Origin of the sequence: Mesomycoplasma ovipneumoniae (assembly GCF_038095995.1) — a bacterium.
GTDB lineage: Bacteria > Bacillota_I > Bacilli_A > Mycoplasmatales > Metamycoplasmataceae > Mesomycoplasma > Mesomycoplasma ovipneumoniae_F.
The window spans coordinates 829,186-846,870 of the sequence record NZ_CP146005.1 but is presented as its reverse complement, the minus strand read 5'-3'; the positions used below and the strand labels follow the sequence as shown (position 1 = coordinate 846,870).

Annotated in this window: 10 protein-coding genes; 5 read left to right on the top strand and 5 right to left on the bottom strand. The window is 27.6% G+C overall.

Annotated elements, in window-relative coordinates; translation table 4 throughout:
* Window positions 1-45 precede the first annotated feature (45 nt).
* Window positions 46-996, top strand: a complete 951-nt coding sequence (locus V3249_RS03040) for a nucleotidyltransferase (protein ID WP_341517483.1) — start codon at window positions 46-48, stop codon at window positions 994-996.
* On the opposite strand, the gene V3249_RS03035 is transcribed toward V3249_RS03040, so the two are convergent.
* Window positions 997-3,612, bottom strand: coding sequence for a cation-translocating P-type ATPase (locus V3249_RS03035; RefSeq protein ID WP_341517482.1), 2,616 nt, complete (start codon window positions 3,610-3,612; stop codon window positions 997-999).
* 61 nt (window positions 3,613-3,673) lie between these two features.
* Between V3249_RS03035 and smpB the strand changes: the two genes are divergently transcribed.
* Together smpB and V3249_RS03025 are read left to right on the top strand one after the other, a co-directional pair.
* Window positions 3,674-4,111, top strand: a complete 438-nt coding sequence (smpB, locus tag V3249_RS03030; RefSeq protein WP_303466459.1) for an SsrA-binding protein SmpB — start codon at window positions 3,674-3,676, stop codon at window positions 4,109-4,111.
* 11 nt (window positions 4,112-4,122) lie between these two features.
* On the top strand, window positions 4,123-4,737 hold the full coding sequence (locus tag V3249_RS03025) for a thermonuclease family protein (protein WP_081311141.1): 615 nt from the start codon (window positions 4,123-4,125) through the stop codon (window positions 4,735-4,737).
* Window positions 4,738-5,453: 716 nt separating this feature from the next.
* On the opposite strand, the gene V3249_RS03020 is transcribed toward V3249_RS03025, so the two are convergent.
* Window positions 5,454-7,754 carry an ABC transporter ATP-binding protein gene (locus V3249_RS03020; RefSeq protein WP_341517481.1) on the bottom strand — a complete coding sequence of 767 codons (2,301 nt, stop codon included), beginning with the start codon at window positions 7,752-7,754 and terminating at the stop codon, window positions 5,454-5,456.
* Between the two features lie 975 nt (window positions 7,755-8,729).
* On the opposite strand from V3249_RS03020, the gene V3249_RS03015 reads away from it, so the two are divergent.
* On the top strand, window positions 8,730-10,559 hold the full coding sequence (locus tag V3249_RS03015; RefSeq protein ID WP_337899234.1) for a P68 family surface lipoprotein: 1,830 nt from the start codon (window positions 8,730-8,732) through the stop codon (window positions 10,557-10,559).
* A gap of 89 nt (window positions 10,560-10,648) precedes the next feature.
* A complete protein-coding gene (locus V3249_RS03010) occupies window positions 10,649-11,902 on the top strand; it encodes an IS256 family transposase (protein WP_341517461.1) in 1,254 nt (417 codons plus the stop codon).
* 719 nt (window positions 11,903-12,621) lie between these two features.
* Here V3249_RS03010 and V3249_RS03005 read toward each other — a convergent pair.
* From V3249_RS03005 to V3249_RS02995, 3 genes are all read right to left on the bottom strand, one after another.
* Window positions 12,622-13,800, bottom strand: a complete 1,179-nt coding sequence (locus tag V3249_RS03005; protein WP_341517480.1) for an IS3 family transposase — start codon at window positions 13,798-13,800, stop codon at window positions 12,622-12,624.
* A 235-nt stretch (window positions 13,801-14,035) separates the two neighbouring features.
* Window positions 14,036-16,336, bottom strand: coding sequence for an ABC transporter ATP-binding protein (locus V3249_RS03000; protein ID WP_337902701.1), 2,301 nt, complete (start codon window positions 16,334-16,336; stop codon window positions 14,036-14,038).
* A 776-nt stretch (window positions 16,337-17,112) separates the two neighbouring features.
* On the bottom strand, window positions 17,113-17,679 hold the full coding sequence (locus V3249_RS02995) for a YigZ family protein (protein WP_333503603.1): 567 nt from the start codon (window positions 17,677-17,679) through the stop codon (window positions 17,113-17,115).
* Between the last annotated feature and the right edge of the window lie 6 nt (window positions 17,680-17,685).

Sequence of the window (17,685 nt, the reverse complement as noted above, 5' to 3'; positions counted from 1 at the left end):
TTTTTTTAAATTAAAAAGTAACACTATTTTTAAAAAAGAGGAAAAATGGCAATTGCAATTATCGCTGAGTATAATCCTTTTCATAATGGTCATATTTATCAGCTTGAATATGTTAAAAAAAACTTTCCTAATGACAAAATTTACATAATTTTAGGCGGAAATTTCACCCAACGAGGTGAGATTAGTCTTGCTAATTTTGAAACAAAAAAGAAAATAGCACTAAAATATGGAGCTGATTTTGTAATTAGATTGCCTTTTGAATACACAAGTCAAGCTGCTCATATTTTTGCCCAAGGCGCGCTAAAATTAATTTTTGACCATAAAATAGACAAATTAATTTTTGGATCAGAATCAAATGATGTTCAAAATCTGTATAATTTAGCAAATTTGTGAAAAAATAACATTGATGAATATAATGTTCATCTTAAAAAAGCATTGAAATTAGGCAATTCTTTTCCAAATGCAGCAGCAATTGCCCTTGAAAAAATTAGTTCGCAAAAAATTATTTACCCTAATGATATTCTCGGATTTGAATATGTTAAACAAATTGTGCTAAATAATTATCCAATTCAGCCATATAGTCTTAAAAGAACTGTTGATTACAATGAAACAACACCAACTGGAAAGTTTGCTTCAGCAACTTACTTGCGAAAATTAATTAGCCAAAATAAGTCAATTTCTGAATTTTCGCCAATGGAATTTAGCCAACCAGTTTGTTCGTTAGCCTTGTTATATCCAAAATTTCAGGAAATTATTCGTCAAAAGTCGCCTGAATCACTAAGAAAAATTTGACTAGTAAAAGAAGGAATTGAAAATTTATTCAAAAAACATATCGACCAACCTGACTTAGATAGTTTTTTGAGTGCCACTAATTCAAAACGTTACACAAATTCACGCATAAAACGAACAATGTTGTATATTTTGTTTAATATTGAAGACCCATCTAAATTTGATGAAACCACAGTTGATCTTGATTGTTGAAAAAATCAAAATTAATTAAAATTTTTTAAAGTATATTTTAAAAAATTTTAGAATTTGGTCTAATACAAACGGGGCAAAAATAGTTAAAAGTAACAGATAATTATAATTATTTTTTAAAATAAGATAGTTTGAGTTGCTAAAATCATTTTGGGAAAAAACAAAATTTATTCCGGGAATAAAGGAAACAATTAGAATTGAAGTAAAACTAGCTAAGAAACCAAGGTGTAAAAATTTTAGATCTGCAAATTTATATTTAAAAATACTCTCATCGGCGGCAAGTATATAAGAAAGACTTGAAAGGCTAATGCTGATAATTAAAAAGGAAAAGGTTTGTGAATTTGTGATTCAAAAACTTAGCAGCGCTAAAAATGAGATGAAAATTGCCCAAAACATTATGCTAAAAATCAGTTTTTTATTAAAAAGTGATTTATTTTCGTTTAAAAAGCCTTGATTCATAACATTTTTTGAAATATTTGTAAGACCAAGGGCGATTCCCCCGAAAGTTTCAGAAACAACATTTATTCAAAGTATTTGTAGAGATGTAAAAATTTGTTCCTTAAAAATTAAAGTTGCAAAAATAACTGATAAAAGCATTGAAAAATTAGCAACTAGTAAAAAAACAAACAGTTTTTTAATATTTGCAACAATATTACGGCCAATTTTTATTGCTTGATAAAGGGTTTTAAAATTATCATCCGCTAAAACAACATTCGCAACTTGTTTTGAAACTTGTGAGCCTGTTATCCCCATTGCAAAACCAACATCAGCTTTTTTTAATGAAGGAGCATCGTTAACTCCGTCACCTAGCATAGCAACAACATGTTTTTTTGATTGTAGTGCGCCGACAATTTCTAATTTATCTTCAGGTTGAACACGTGAATAAAGGTGAAATTTTTCAACATTTTCACGTCAAAAGTCATCTTTTTTTCAATCAGGATTGCCTGTTGCAAGTGATTCAGGACCTAAAATTTCAACATTTTTTGCAATTGATGAGGCAGTGTGAAAATTATCTCCTGTTATCATTATCGTTTTAATTTCTGCATCTAAAAGATCTTTGACAATTGGTTTAATTTCTTTTCGTGGCGGGTCTTGAAAGCATACAAGGCCTGAAATATTTATGTTTTTTACATAATTTTCTAGATTTTCATTAGGTTGAAGTTCATTTTCAATTTCACGATATCCAAATGCAAAAATACGGTATCCTAAATTTTGCATTTGGGTTAATTTTTCTTCTAAAATAGGGTCTAAATTGTCTGCCTTTTTAAAAATAATTTCAGGAGCCCCTTTGATAAAAAGAAACTTTTTGTTATCAATTTCATAAAAAGTAGCTGAAAATTTAAGTTTGGAACTAAAGACAATTTTGTCTAAAAATTTATGTTGTTTTTCAACTGCTTCTTTTTGAATTTCAAAAGTTTTTGCCTTTTGTAAAATTAAAATTTCCTCAGGATCACCGTAGTATTTTTCAACTGAGTTATCAAAAAAACTATATGCGGTTGTGTTTAAAACAGCTTGTGTCCAGAAATTTTTTGACTCAATTTGGTGATAATAAATTTCCTTAATTTGCATTTTATTTTCAGTTATTGTCCCAGTTTTATCTGAGCAAACAATTGAAACTGCTCCAAGAGTTTCAATTGTTTTTAAATCTTTTACAATCGCATTATTTTTTGCTAATTTTTTAACACCAATAATTAAATTTATAGTAACAAGCGGAATCAAACCCTCGGGAATAAAGCCAATTGCTAGTGAAAGTGATATTATAACTGCGTGTTTTGACTGGTTAAAATCGCCATTTTCAACTAAGAATATATAAATAAAAAAGAAAGAAATTGCTAAAAAAGCGGCAATAAAAGTGATAATTTTTGAAAATTTAGCGATTTTTTTCTGAAGTGGAGATTCTAATTCGTCTGTTTTTGTTACAAGTGAAGCAATTTTTCCAAGTTCAGTATTCTGGCCAACATCTGAGACTAAAATTTTTGCCTGTCCATTCAAGACGCTTGTTCCACTGTAAACTTTTGCGGCTTTATCATCCCAATTTTTAAATTCGTCCTTAAAAACTGATGTTGACTCACCGGTAAGAATTGCCTCAGATACGGATAATTCTTTATTTTCAATGACGAGTCCATCGGCGCTAATTAAATCACCAGAACTAACTTCAAGAATATCTCCTACTAAAATCTCATCAGATTTTAGGCTTATTTTTTTTCCATCACGAATTAGTGTCGAAACTGGCGAGTTAAGATCTGAAATTGCATCTATTGCTTTTTTTGATTTAGTTTCTTGAACCAAAGAGAAAAAAACATTAATTGCAATAATTAAAGCAATAACTACTGGCTCAAGATACGAAATTAATTTAGCTCAAAAAGGCAAATCATGTTCAAAAACCGAACTAATAATAACCGAAATAATAATAACAAAAATTAAAACTAAGGTAAGCGGCTCTTTTAGTTGCAATAAAATACGGAAAAATAACGATTTTTCCGGAATTTTTGGTAGTCTATTTTCGCCAAAAAAATTTTTTGATCTTTCAATTTGTTCTTGATTCAGCCCCCTTTTTTTGTCAATTTGCTCTAAAAATGTAATTTTATCGGTATTTTTATAGTCGATTTTCTCTTTTTTTTCTTTTTTGATCATTTTTGCCTTTTTTTATATAAAATTATTTTGAATATAATTATATAATTTTTTAGGTTCGAAAATGAAAATTTTAATTGAAAATAAAAGAGCTTATTTTGACTATGAAATAATTAGCAAATTTACAGCGGGGATTGTCTTAGAAGGATGAGAAGTTAAATCTGTTCAGGCAAAAAATATATCGCTTGTAGGTTCTTTTTGTTATTTTAAGGGTTTAGAACTTTATTTGTCAAATGCTACAATTAGTGCTTATAAAGGATCCCGAGGTCAAATTGATCGCTCAAGAAAACTTTTATTGCACAAACATGAGTTAAAAAAAATTTTTAAAGAAAAAGTTACACAAAAATTAACAATTATTCCACTTTTTGTTGGTCTAAAAAACCGTAGAATCAAAATCGAAATTGCACTTGCAAAAGGGAAAACTAAGGTTGATAAAAGAAACGCCATAAAAGAACGAGATCAAAAAAGGGAGGCGCAAAAATTTTTAAAAAATTACTATTAGTTCCAGGATTTTTGCCACTTTTTTCGCTTACAAGTTGTTATGATTATCTTTCAGAAATTATTTCAGAAAAAATAGTTCCAACTGATGGTTTAAATCCAATAAAAAAACTACCTATTTTTTCTAAAAATTCACGAATTAAACAAGGTCTAACTTATACAACATTTATAAAAAGTGTTTATGACGGTGACACTTTTACTGATAAAAACGGTATGCGTTTTCGGATTTTCGGGATTGACACTCCCGAACTTGAACTTAGCCGTCCAAATCGTTTAATTAACGTAAAAACTATGAAATTTCACGGTTTAATAGCCAAAAAACGTCTAGAACAGCTAATTTTAAATCGCTGAATTTCATTTGAAGTCGTTGGCCATGATCCGTATGAGCGGATTATTGTTGTTCTAAAAAACGAAAAGCGTGAGATAATTAATATCAAAATGGTTAGCGAAGGTCTTGCAATTCATCGTTATGCCCAATATCAAAACCCTAAAAAAACTTATTATTATCCTGAATATAAAAGTTTAATAGACCAAATTTTAAAAGCCCAAGAATCTGCCAAAAAAAGTAAATTTATGCTTTGAAAAGAAGATATTTCAACGATTTATGGACTTAAAAAGTTAAAGAAATAAAAATGAAAGGCAATTACACCTCGAGTTTCTCAGTTTGACAAGATAATCTTAAAAAAGTGTCCTAGTTTAGTTTTGGGCGGTTTTTAACTTTTTTGGCAAAAGTTAATTACCTATTTTAAAATACTGGCAAAAATCAATTTATGGATAAAACAACAAAAACCATAAAAAAATACAACTACTATTTAAACTCAATGTAAATAGAAAACTCGTTTTTACTTACATTGAGCCTAAAAAAATATATGAAGTTTTGAAAGAACAATAATTAAAAGCCCTAAATTTATAGATTTCTAAACGGGTAAATTTAAGGCATCACATTATATTTAAAAATATAATGGAAAATTCGCATTTTCTGATTTTTTATGGCAAAAACATAACTAATTCCTCCCTAATTCAATATCAAAATTTATTAATTCATTCTTAGTGAGATTTATTATAACATAATTTTATTTTAAACCAAATATTTTTTTTTTATTTGCAAAGGTTAATTTTAAAATAATAAAAATTAAGATTTTAGCGTAAAAAAACCCGAATTTACGGGTATTTTTGTGTATTTATATTCCTAAAAGTGAATTTTTGCCATCAAACTGGAAACTTGGGAGAAGTCTAGTAATCTATCAAAAAAAGAAAATTTATGTTCTGGCAAGAAGATATTTCAACAATTTATGGCGTTAAAAAGTCAAAGAAATAAAAATGAAAGGCAATTACACCTTTCGTTTTTATTTTAATAACTGTTGAGTGGTTTTTTTGTAAGTAATTAACGACATTAAAACATAAATTAGAATAAAAGCAGCTGAAAGTCCGGCTCAGGACGATAATAAAATTAGGGCTAGATTTTCTTGAGAAGCGGCGGGAAAATCATTACCAACTATTAAAATATGAATTGATTCCATTGACGGAAAAATAATTACAAAACTTAAAATTAGAACAATGATCGATATCAAAACAATATTTAAAGTATGATAAAAAAGTGTTAGTAAAGTTGAACCACCAAGCGATTTTAGGATTCCAATCATTCTCTGTTTTGATTCAGAAATTGTTTTGGCATAAACTAAAATGAACGAAATTAATATAATAACAAAAATTATAAACACCGCAAAAGTAACTTTATTAACTATCGAAATAATCGCTAAAGATTGGCTAGTTATCACACGAATTAAGCTTGAAGGTGGAGTAATTCTGAGGTCAAATTTAGCATTTTTTGCCTCTAAATCAAGGTTGTTTTGTTCGTCAGTTGTTGTTAAATAAGCAGTAAGATTGGCTGGTTGGAAGCTGGTATAAAATTCTTTGGCATCTTGGTGATAATATAATTCTGAATCTGGCGAGTCAAAAATTCCAACAACAAGTAAGTTAAATGTTTGATTTAAAGGTGAGTTTGTTTGAATTATATCGCCAACTTTTAATTTATATTTAGCATTTGAATCAATTGCTGTTGTTGAAAGTAGAATTTCATCGACTTTTCTTGGAAATGTTCCGGTTATTAATTTTAGATTGTTTTGCGGGAAAACTTTTGTGTTTTTTAGCGGAATTTTAAATGGTTCAAGCGCGGAGCTTTGGGCATTTTCGCTAGGAATATAGGAGTTAATTTCCTTAAAAAGTTGAAGGTTTTGTTCTTTGTTTTCTTCAACTGTATTTTGCTTAACTAAATTTTCAAGATCTTTAATTGATTGAGTGCTAATAAAAGATGGAAAACTAATTAAATTAAAAGTATCTAATCTAGCAACGGAACTTTTAATTCCATTATTAATTCCGACAATTTTTAGTTCAATTTTATTTTGATTTTCCTCAATTTCTTTATTAGAATCATAAACTAAATGAATTGTTTTTCCTATTGGATTTTCAATTTTAAGTATGTCAATTGCTGATTTTGAAAGGATAATTTCCCGAGCATTTTCAATGAATTTTCCTTCAAAATTAACAAGATCATTTTCGATTCTGTTTTTGAAAAAGCTATTAATTTCAACTTGATCAACATCTCTAAGATTAATTTTTCGATTTTCATAGTGCAAGTTTATATTTGTCGTTGGCCTATTTGCAACAAGCGCGTTGATTGATTCAAGCTCACTAATTTTTTTAATTTCATCTTGGTTAAAAGCAGCGTTTGATTTTTTTTCAATTAAATTTTTGTCAAGTGAGAGCGTATATTTTTGCTGCCGTTCAACTTTTGCCGTTCCAAGATTTAATTCAAAAGCAAAACTAATCGAAAAGACGGCCGCTAAAAAAGCTATTATAATTAAAATACTAAGCGTTAATTTTTTACTAATATCAGCAATAACAAAAATTGGCGAAATATTTAATTTATTCTTATATTGAACTACTTTTGCAACTTTTTTATGTTTAGTTTCGCTAGTTTGTTCAGAATTTTGGTCTTCTATTATATTAGTGTCATTAATTTTAATAATTGGCGGCTTGTCTTTTTGTAAAAAAATTATTTGATCAGCATATTTGTGAATCATTTCAGTATTATGGCTTATAACCACAACTGTGTGATTTTTTGACATTTGCTTAATTTTTTCAAAAATAATTTGTTCATTTTCTTTATCAAGGGCGGCAGTTGGTTCATCAAACAAAATAAATTCTGAACCCCGATTTAGAGAACGAAGAATTGCGATTCTTTGTTTCTCGCCACCAGAGAGATTTTCCATTTTTGTTTTAAAAACACTTTGGTCAAGATTTAAAAAATTTGCATTTTTACTAAATTCATCTTGCTTAAATTTATAACCTAAAATACTTGTCCCAATTCGAACGTTGTCGATAGCTGAAATATTTTCAATAAGATTGACATCTTGAAAAAAAATGTCAACATTTGGGTTTTTTAAAACTTGTTGATTTTTATCAAAAAAGGAAATTTGCCCGCTGTCAGCTTTGGCAATCTTGGCAATAATATGCAAAAGTGTCGTTTTTCCAACACCAGATTGACCAGAAATGAACGTTAATTTATTAGTTGGAATATAAAAGCTAATGTTATCTAAAATTATTTTTGTTCCGAGTCGTTTTGTGATGTTACGAATTTGAATCATTTTTGCACCTAGATAGCTTTATTAATATTGTGTATATTTTAATATAAAATAATTTTTTCAACCAAATTATTTTACTATTTCTTTAAAATTTAGTTCAAAAATTTCTTCTAATTTTAAAGGACACTTAAATTCAATTTTCAATTATAGCCCAAATTCTTTTTTTCCCGAGTTTCCCAGCTTGATGAGATAATTTCAAAAAAGTCTCTGTTTTTGGCATTTTTTTAACTTTTTTGACAAAAGTTAATTACAATTTTAAAACACTGGCAAAAATCAATTTATGGACAAAATAACAAAAACCATAAAAAATACAACTACTATTTAAACTCAATGCAAATAGAAAACTTGTTTTTATTTGCATTGAACCTAAAAAAACATATGAAGTTTTGAAAGAACAATAATTAAAAGCCCTAAATTTATAGATTTCTAAACGGGTAAATTTAAGGCATCACATTATATTTAAAAATATAATGGAAAATTCGCATTTTCTAATTTTTTATGGCAAAAACATAACTAATTCCTCCCTAATTCAATATCAAAAATTTATTAATACATTCTTAGTGAAACTTATTATAACATAATTTTATTTTAGACCAAACATTTTTTTTTTTTTTTGCATTATATACCCAAAGTTTTTGAATTTTTCATGGTATTCAATACCTGTCTTTACTGGTAAAAACTGCCTAAAATATTAAGAAAAGTGGGCTTTCCTTCACCTGATGCCCCCAAAATTGTAATAATATTATTTGCTGGTATTTCGAGGTCATTAATTTTAAGAAAACATTTTGTCATTCGAAAATATTAGCTTTTTAATACTAATAGCAATTGTTAAGCGGTTCATACTAAAAAAATTTACCTTTTTTAAAAATTTTTTTATAAATGTTATATAGTTATTTTTATTAAAATTATAAGTAACTAATATTTAATTATTAATATTTCTGAAAAAAATTTCATAAAATTAGAAAAAGTGAGAAATATATGAATTTTAAAAAATTTTTCAAACCTTTATTACTTCTCTCACCAAGTCCTTTCTTAATTGCGAGCGCTTGCGCACCTAGTGAGAATACAATTGATCCAAAAACTCAAGTTGTTATGACAACAAGTCAAGGTCCTTTTTGACCATTAATTTTTGGACTTAATGTTTATGGTAAAAATGAAAAAGGATTAATCCCTTATTACAACCAAAAGTTTAAAAATGACCCTGATTTTGCGCCAGTTAGACTTGTTTTGAGTGATGAGTCAAAAGCAAATACTCAAAAACAAACAACTGAAAATATTAAAAAATTACTAGACACAAATTCAGATCAACTTCCGTCAATTGTTTTAGGAGATTCTTCAACAGCGAGTGTTTTACAAGAACATAATCGACTCTTAGAAATAAAAAGCGATAAATTGAATCCAGGATTATTTAAAGATCAAATTGTAAAAGAATACAATTCATTTAATTTTGGTGAAAATAAGTTTTATAATATCCCTTTTAATATAAATGATGTTGATTCACTCAGATTTAATCTTGATAATTTACGAATTATTTTAGATTTAGTAAAAAAAGGTGGCGGAAAAGTGGATGAGTCGACCGAATTTTATAAAAAAGCACAAGAATCAACTCAAAAAGGAAACTCGACTCCTGAAAACAGTTTTTTTAGTAATCTTGAAGTAAAATCTGCGGATGTTTTCAAAGATTTAAACGTAAATCAAGATACTTTTTCAAATATTGAAGAAGCATTAGACTTTTCAACTAAATTTATTGACGGTGTAAAAATAAAAGCAGATGCAAAACTTGATGAAAATACACCAAATTCTTCTATTTTTCATATTGACTATTCAGATCTAAGTTTTCACAAAAACATTATTTCAAAAACAGGTAAAAAATTCTGAGAACCAAAAGGTGAGGACTTAACCTTTAATATTCCAACAGATACATCCTTACAAGATGAATTTAAAAAAACTTACGAAAAATTTACAAATACTAACAAAAAAATCAAACAAAAAGTAGGTCAACAAACCAAAATTTTACAAGCATTTCAGTTTAAAAACTTTAAAGGAACAGGTATTGGTGAATGAGGAGGTCATGATATTCTTCAATATCGTGCCGTTTTTGGGTACGATCCTGGAGTTGGAATTAAGCAATCAATTGACACACAAACAACCCGTAATTTATTTGCGGTTAAAAAACCTGAACTTGCCAAAGGTTTTGCAACATTTAATGACGTCTTTGCAACAAATCAACCGTTAAAATCACACAAAAATTCTCCATTTTTTGTTTATAACTCAGGAGGATCATCATTAATTCCAATTAAAACTGATACAGAAAAAATTAATAAAGCAGCAATTAAATTTTTAGAATGACTCTTTACTGGCCAAAATGATATTGACAAACCCGGAATAATGGTCGATAATGCTGATTATTTAATGGAAAATACTGGTTATTTCCTTCCTACAAAAGCGGTTGTAACTGCAGAAAAATTGGAACAAGTAAAGAAAAAATATCAAGAATACTATGATAAAATTGTTGACTTTGAATCTAAAAACAAAAAAAGTATTGAGCTAGTTGGCGAAGATGCCAAAAAAATCGACTGAAGTTTGTATGAAAAAATGGCAAACTTAAGATCAGTTATAATTTCAATGGAATCAATGCTTAATGCTTTTAAAGAAGATTCATCCAAAGTTAAAATTCTAAGTGATAATGGTAATTTTAAACAAGCAAAAATTTCTGCAACAATTATAGATTCACTAATTGAATCAACAAAATTTGAAAATAGTAAAACCGAAAGTTCTGATAAATTACTAAAATTAATTAACCAATAAAACTTAAATTAGCGGAATTGGTAATGTTAAATATTTTGTGTTTTTAAAGTAAATTTATTTTGATAAAATTTATTATGAAGGACCAAAATATGAAAAAACAGCAAAAAACATTATCCCCATTTGAGTTAGAAGCTAAAAAACTTGTTGACAAATACGCTGATTATAAAAAAATAAAAAAAGAAGATTTTCACAACGAAATTTCGCATATGTTTAAAACTTTTACTGAGGCGCTCTTAAGGGCGGAATTAAGCCAACATTTAGGCTATGAAAAAAGTAACCGAAGCAAAAAAGGCGTGCATAGGCCAAATAAGCGAAACGGATTTTCGGACAAAACTGTGAATTATAATCATAATAGTTTTCGTCTAAAAATACCAAGAGATCGAAATGGCACTTTTGAGAACAAATTACTCGGTAAATACGAAACAAATTTAGGCGATATCGAAGAGCAAGTGTTTTCACTTTTTGCATCAGGAATGTCATATGAAAATATTGTTAACACAATAAAAAGTATCTATAAAAAAGAAATAAGTAATGCCTGAATTTCTTCAGTTACTGACAAATTATTGCCTGAAATTGAAAAGTGAAAATCGCGAAAAATTGAGAATTCCTATCCAATTTTGTACATTGATGGGATGTTTTTTAATGTTAAAGAAAACGGTGTTTTTGTCAAAAAATCACTTTATCTTATTCTTGCAATTGATTGGGACGGAAATAAAAAAGCACTGGGATTTTGGATTAAAAATACCGAATCAGCAAGTAATTGACTTGATGTTTTTAACGAACTAAAAACTCGCGGGCTGGAAGATGTTCTAATAATTTCTTGCGATAATCTAAGCGGAATTAGTCAAGCAATTGAAGCGGTTTTCCCGCAAACAGATGTTCAAAAATGTGTTGTTCACCAAATTAGAAACTCGCTTTTAAAAGTTTCTAACAAAGACAAAAAAGAGTTTGTCCTTGATATGAAAAAGATTTATCAAGCGGCTAATCAAGAATTTGCAATGCAAAATCTTGATAAATTTGCGGAAAAATGAGGCCAAAAATATCCTTCAATTATCAAGTCTTGGTATACAAATTTCGTTGAACTAACGACATTTTTTAAATATCCATATGAATTGAGGCAAGCAATTTATACGACAAATTTAATTGAGTCAATGAATAGAATAATTAGGAAAAATACAAAAACAAAAGGCGGAATTCAAAGTGTAAATTACCTTTCAAAAATAACTTATTTAACTCTCCAAAACGCATCTACAAAATGACAAAAGGTAAGAAATTGATTCATGATTAAAAAACAATTAGAAATTATTTTCCCTAATCGGTTAAATAATGTAAAATTAAATTAGATTACATTTCTATTTGAAAAATCCATAAAAATTTAAAACACAAGATTATGAACACACCCGCGGAATTTTAAAGAAGTAAAAATTCTGCTGTTTATAAAAAATAAAAATTCGCAAAATTTTTAGTTTTTATTTTTTATTTTTTGTTAAAATAATTCTGATTTTAAATATTTTCCCGGGTTTCCCAGTTTGATGAGATAATCTTAAAAAAGTCTCCTGTTTTGGGCGCTTTTTGAACTTTTTTTGCAAAAGTTAATTACATATTTTAAAACACTGGCAAAATGAATTTATGGATAAAACAACAAAAATCAAAAAAATATAACTACTATTTAAACTCAATGCAAATAGAAAACTCATTTTTATTTAAATTGAGCCTAAAAAAACATATGAAGTTTTGAAAGAACAATAATCAAAAGCCATAAATTTATAGATTTCTAAACGGTTAAATTTAAGGCATTCCATTCATGACTAAAAACATAATGGATAATTCGCATTTTCTGATTTTTTTATGGCAAAAAATATAATTAATTCCCCCTTAATTTTAAAATCCAAATTTATTAATTATTCTTAAGTGAAGTTTATTATAACATAATTTTATTTTTGACCAAGCATTTTTTTTTTTTTTTTTGCAAAAGGTTAATTTTCAAATAATAAAGATTAGGTTTTATCGCAAAAAACCCGGATTTTAAACTAGGGCAAAGAAAATTAACAGTTTAATATTATTATAACATCATAGCATATTGCTGTGGTGTTTTTCAATTTAAAATCGATTGAATTCTATAATTGTTGTATCAAAATATATAATCTGCAATTATTTTTTTCAGATCTTCAAAAGTTATTTTACTGTAGTTTAACTCGTTTAAGCATTCACTTTTTATAATTGAAAATCAATATTCAGCCTCCCTATTATCCAAAGAATTTCCTATGCGAGACAACGAAACAGTTCCTCCCATTTTATTTATTTTGTCAATATAGACTTTTGAAGTGTATTGAAATCCATGGTCTGAATGAATAACAAAATCTTTATCTATAGTCCTGAATGTCTTTATATTATCCATAACTAAATTAAGATCATTGCTTAGTGATAATTTAAAATCTCTGATTTTTTTAGTTTTATGCTCAATTATCACAGACAAAAATACATGGTTTTCCTTAACATCTCTGGGAGCTTTTATATATGTAACATCAGTAGCAAAAATATTTCTATTTAATTTATCATTGTAGTCGCGTTTAACAATATCCGGAAGTGCGAATTTGGTGTTCTTAATTTCGCTCTTTCTTCTTCGTTTTCTAATTTTGCATACTAAATTCAATCTTTTTAAATGTCTTCCAAGAGTTCGAGGGTGAATGTCAATATTATATTTCATAGAAATATAAGCACTCAACCTTAGGCGACCATATCTACCTTTGTTGTCAAGAAAGGATTTTTTAATTATTGCGTCATTTTTGTGCTCCTTTACTTTTATAACTCTAGTTTTAGATTTTGCCACTGATTGTCTGCATACATTAAAAATTTTTGCAGATTTGCTGTAGGGAATATTTAGTGTTTTGGCTTCACTAAGTTTTCCTGATTTTGATTTATCTTTGTTGGTTTCGTAATATCTCTTAGCTATTTCTATTAATTCTTCTTTTGTAAATTCGTTTCAATCGGGTTCAATTTGTTTTTTAGGTTTGCCACTCCCTGGCTTTCTCCTTGCACCCTTTTTATCTAATAATTGGTCTTGCATACCATTATTATAATATCTAATAATTTTTTTGATTCTTCGAAGTAGTTGACTTCTGGTTATAAAATTTGTATCTGGCGAAATATCATTTATATAATTTATTGTTTGTTTTAATCCAAATTCATTGTAAATTTTATAAATCATATCAAACTCGTCCTTTTTAAAGTGTCTTGACATTAGTATTCTCCTTTTTGTTGAATTTGAAAATTTAAAAAAGCTAACACTTTTGGTGTTAGCCTCCTCCTAAAATCGGACAAAAAAAGCCAACACCTTAGTGTTACTTTTCTTTGTCCTAGTTTATTTACCGGTATTTTTGCATTTTTATATTCGCTAAAAAGTGAATTTTTGCCATCAAATTGATAAACTCAGGATTAAAGAAATAAAAAATGAAAGGCATTTACACCTTTCATTTTTATTTTAATAACTGTTGAGTGGTCTTTTTGTAAGTAATTAACGACATTAAAACATAAATTAGAATAAAAGCAGCTGAAAGTCCGGCTCAAGAGGATAATAAAATCAGGGCTAAATTTTCTTGAGAAGCGGCAGGAAAATCATTGCCAACTATTAAAATATGAATCGATTCCATTGACGGGAAAATGATTACAAAACTTAAAATTAGAACAACAATCGATATCAAAACAATATTTAAAGTATGATAAAAAAGTGTTAATAAAGTCGAACCACCAAGCGATTTTAGAATTCCAATCATTCTCTGTTTTGATTCAGAAATTGTTTTGGCATAAACTAAAATGAACGAAATTAATATAATAACAAAAATTATAAACACTGCAAAAGTAACTTTGTTAACTATCGAAATAATCGCTAAAGATTGGCTAGTTATTACCCGAATTAAGCTTGAAGGTGGAGTAATTCTAAGGTCAAATTTAGCATTTTTTGCCTCTAAATCAAGGTTGTTTTGTTCGTCAGTTGTTGTTAAATAAGCAGTAAGATTGGCTGGTTGGAACCTGGTATAAAATTCTTTGGCATCTTTGTGATAATATAATTCTGAATCTGGCGAGTCAAAAATTCCAACAACAAGTAAATTAAATGTTTGATTTAAAGGTGAGTTTGTTTGAATTATATCGCCAACTTTTAATTTATATTTAGCATTTGAATCAATTGCTGTTGTTGAAAGTAGAATTTCATCGACTTTTCTTGGAAATGTTCCAGTTATTAATTCTAGATTGTTTTGCGGGAAAACTTTTGTGTTTTTTAGCGGAATTTTGAATGGTTCAAGCGCGGAGCTTTGGGCATTTTCACTAGGAATATAGGAGTTAATTTCCTTAAAAAGTTGAGGGTTTTGGTCTTTGTTTTCTTCAACTGTATTTTGCTTAACTAAATTTTCAAGATCTTTAATTGATTGAGTGCTAATAAAAGATGGAAAACTAATTAAATTAAAAGTATCTAATCTGGCAACGGAACTTTTAATTCCATTATTAATTCCGACAATTTTTAGTTCAATTTTATTTTGATTTTCCTCAATTTCTTTATTAGAATCATAAACCAAATGAATTGTTTTTCCTATTGGATTTTCAATTTTAAGTATGTCAATTGCTGATTTTGAAAGGATAATTTCCCGAGAATTTTCAATGAATTTTCCTTCAAAATTAACAAGATCATTTTCAATTCTGTTTTTGAAAAAGCTATTAATTTCAACTTGATCAACATCTCTAAGATTAATTTTTCGATTTTCATAGTGCAAGTTTATATTTGTCGTTGGCCTATTTGCAACAAGCGCGTTGATTGATTCAAGCTCACTAATTTTTTTAATTTCATCCTGGTTAAAAGCAGCATTTGATTTTTTTTCAATTAAGTTTTTGTCAAGTGAGAGCGTATATTTTTGCTGCCGTTCGACTTTTGCCGTTCCAAGATTTAATTCAAAAGCAAAACTAATCGAAAATACGGCCGCTAAAAAAGCTATTATAATTAAAATACTAAGCGTTAATTTTTTGCTAATATCAGCAATAACAAAAATCGGCGAAATATTTAATTTATTCTTATATTGAACTACTTTTGCAACTTTTTTATGTTTAGTTTCGCTAGTTTGTTCAGAATTTTGGTCTTCTATTATATTAGTGTCGTTAATTTTAATAATTGGTGGCTTGTCTTTTTGTAAAAAAATTATTTGATCAGCATATTTGTGAATCATTTCAGTATTATGGCTTATAACCACAACTGTGTGATTTTTTGACATTTGCTTAATTTTTTCAAAGATAATTTGCTCATTTTCTTTATCAAGTGCGGCAGTTGGCTCATCAAACAAAATAAATTCTGAACCCCGATTTAGAGAACGAAGAATTGCGATTCTTTGTTTTTCACCACCAGAGAGATTTTCCATTTTTGTTTTAAAAACACTTTGGTCAAGATTTAAAAAATTTGCATTTTTACTAAATTCATCTTGTTTAAATTTATAACCCAAAATACTTGTCCCAATTCGAACATTGTCAATAGCTGAAATATTTTCAATAAGATTGACATCTTGAAAAAAAATGTCAACATTTGGGTTTTTTAAAACTTGTTGATTTTTATCAAAAAAGGAAATTTGCCCGCTGTCAGCTTTGGCAATTTTGGCAATAATATGCAAAAGCGTCGTTTTTCCAACACCAGATTGACCAGAAATGAACGTTAATTTATTAGTTGGAATATCAAAACTAATGTTATTTAAAATTATTTTTGTTCCGAGTCTTTTTGTGATGTTACGAATTTGAATCATCTTTGCACCTAGATAGCTTTTTTAATATTGTGTATATTTTAATATAAAAAAATTTTTTCAACCAAATTATTTTACTATTTCTTTAAGATTTAGCTCAAAATTTTCTTCTAATTTTAAAGGATGGCTGAATTCAATTTTTAATTTTAGTACAAATTCTTTTTTTCCACGACTTTCCCAGTTTGATGAGATAATCCTAAAAACTGTCTGGTTTTCCGTGCTTTTTTAACTTAAAAAGCAAAATATGAAATATTTAAACTAGCTTTTTTAGTTAAAACACTGACAAAAATCAATTTATGGATAAAACAACAAAAATCATAAAAAAATACAACTACTATTTAAACTCAATGCAAATAGAAAACTCGTTTTTACTTACATTGAGCCTAAAAACAAAATGTGAAGTTTTGAAAGAACAATAACTAAAAGCCCTAAATTTATAGATTTCTAAACGGTTAAATTTAAGGCATTCCATCATATTTAAAAATATAATGGATAATTCGCATTTTCTGATTTTATCATGCAAAAAACATAACTAATTCCCCCTTAATTCAATATTAAAAATTTATTAATTTATTCTTAGTGAAGGTTATTATAACATATTTTTTTCTTAGACCAAACATTTTTTTTTTTTTTTGCAAATGGTTAATTTTAAAATAATAAAAATTAAAATTTTAGGTCAAAAAACCCGGATTTAGCGGTATTTTTGCATATTTATATTCACTAAAAAGTGAATTTTAGCCATCAAACTGTCAAACTCAGAAAATAATTTTTTTAACAAATTATTTTATAATTTCCTTAAGGTTAAGTTCAAAATTTTCTTCTAATTTTAAAGGACACTTAAATTCAATTTTTAATTTTAGCCCAAATTCCTTTTTTTGGACTGTACAGCCATTTTTCTTTATTAATTGAAGTACCCAGTTCATTTTTTCCAAGTCAACTTCGCACAAATAGTGATAAGAAATTTTAAAATCATCAACCAAACTAAGATTTAAGACTTCAATTGCCGCTTTTTTGTAACTATTTTGTAACAGACCTAGCCCTAATTTGGCCCCGTACATATATCTGACAACAATAATTAATGAATTAGTAATTTTTTTTGTTCTTAAAATGTTAAAAATTTGTCATCCTGCTGAACCTTTTGGCTCGTTTGCATCACTGAATTTACAATTATATAAATCAAAACAAACTGCATAAACAATATGACTTGCATGTTTATTTTCTTGTTGAATTTTTGTTAGTACCGCTTCTGAGTGTTCCTTTGATTCTACTAGAAAACTATAAGAAATAAATTTAGATTTTTTGATTTCTAATTCAAAAACAGCTTCTTTTGTGATAATTTTTTGCATTTTTCA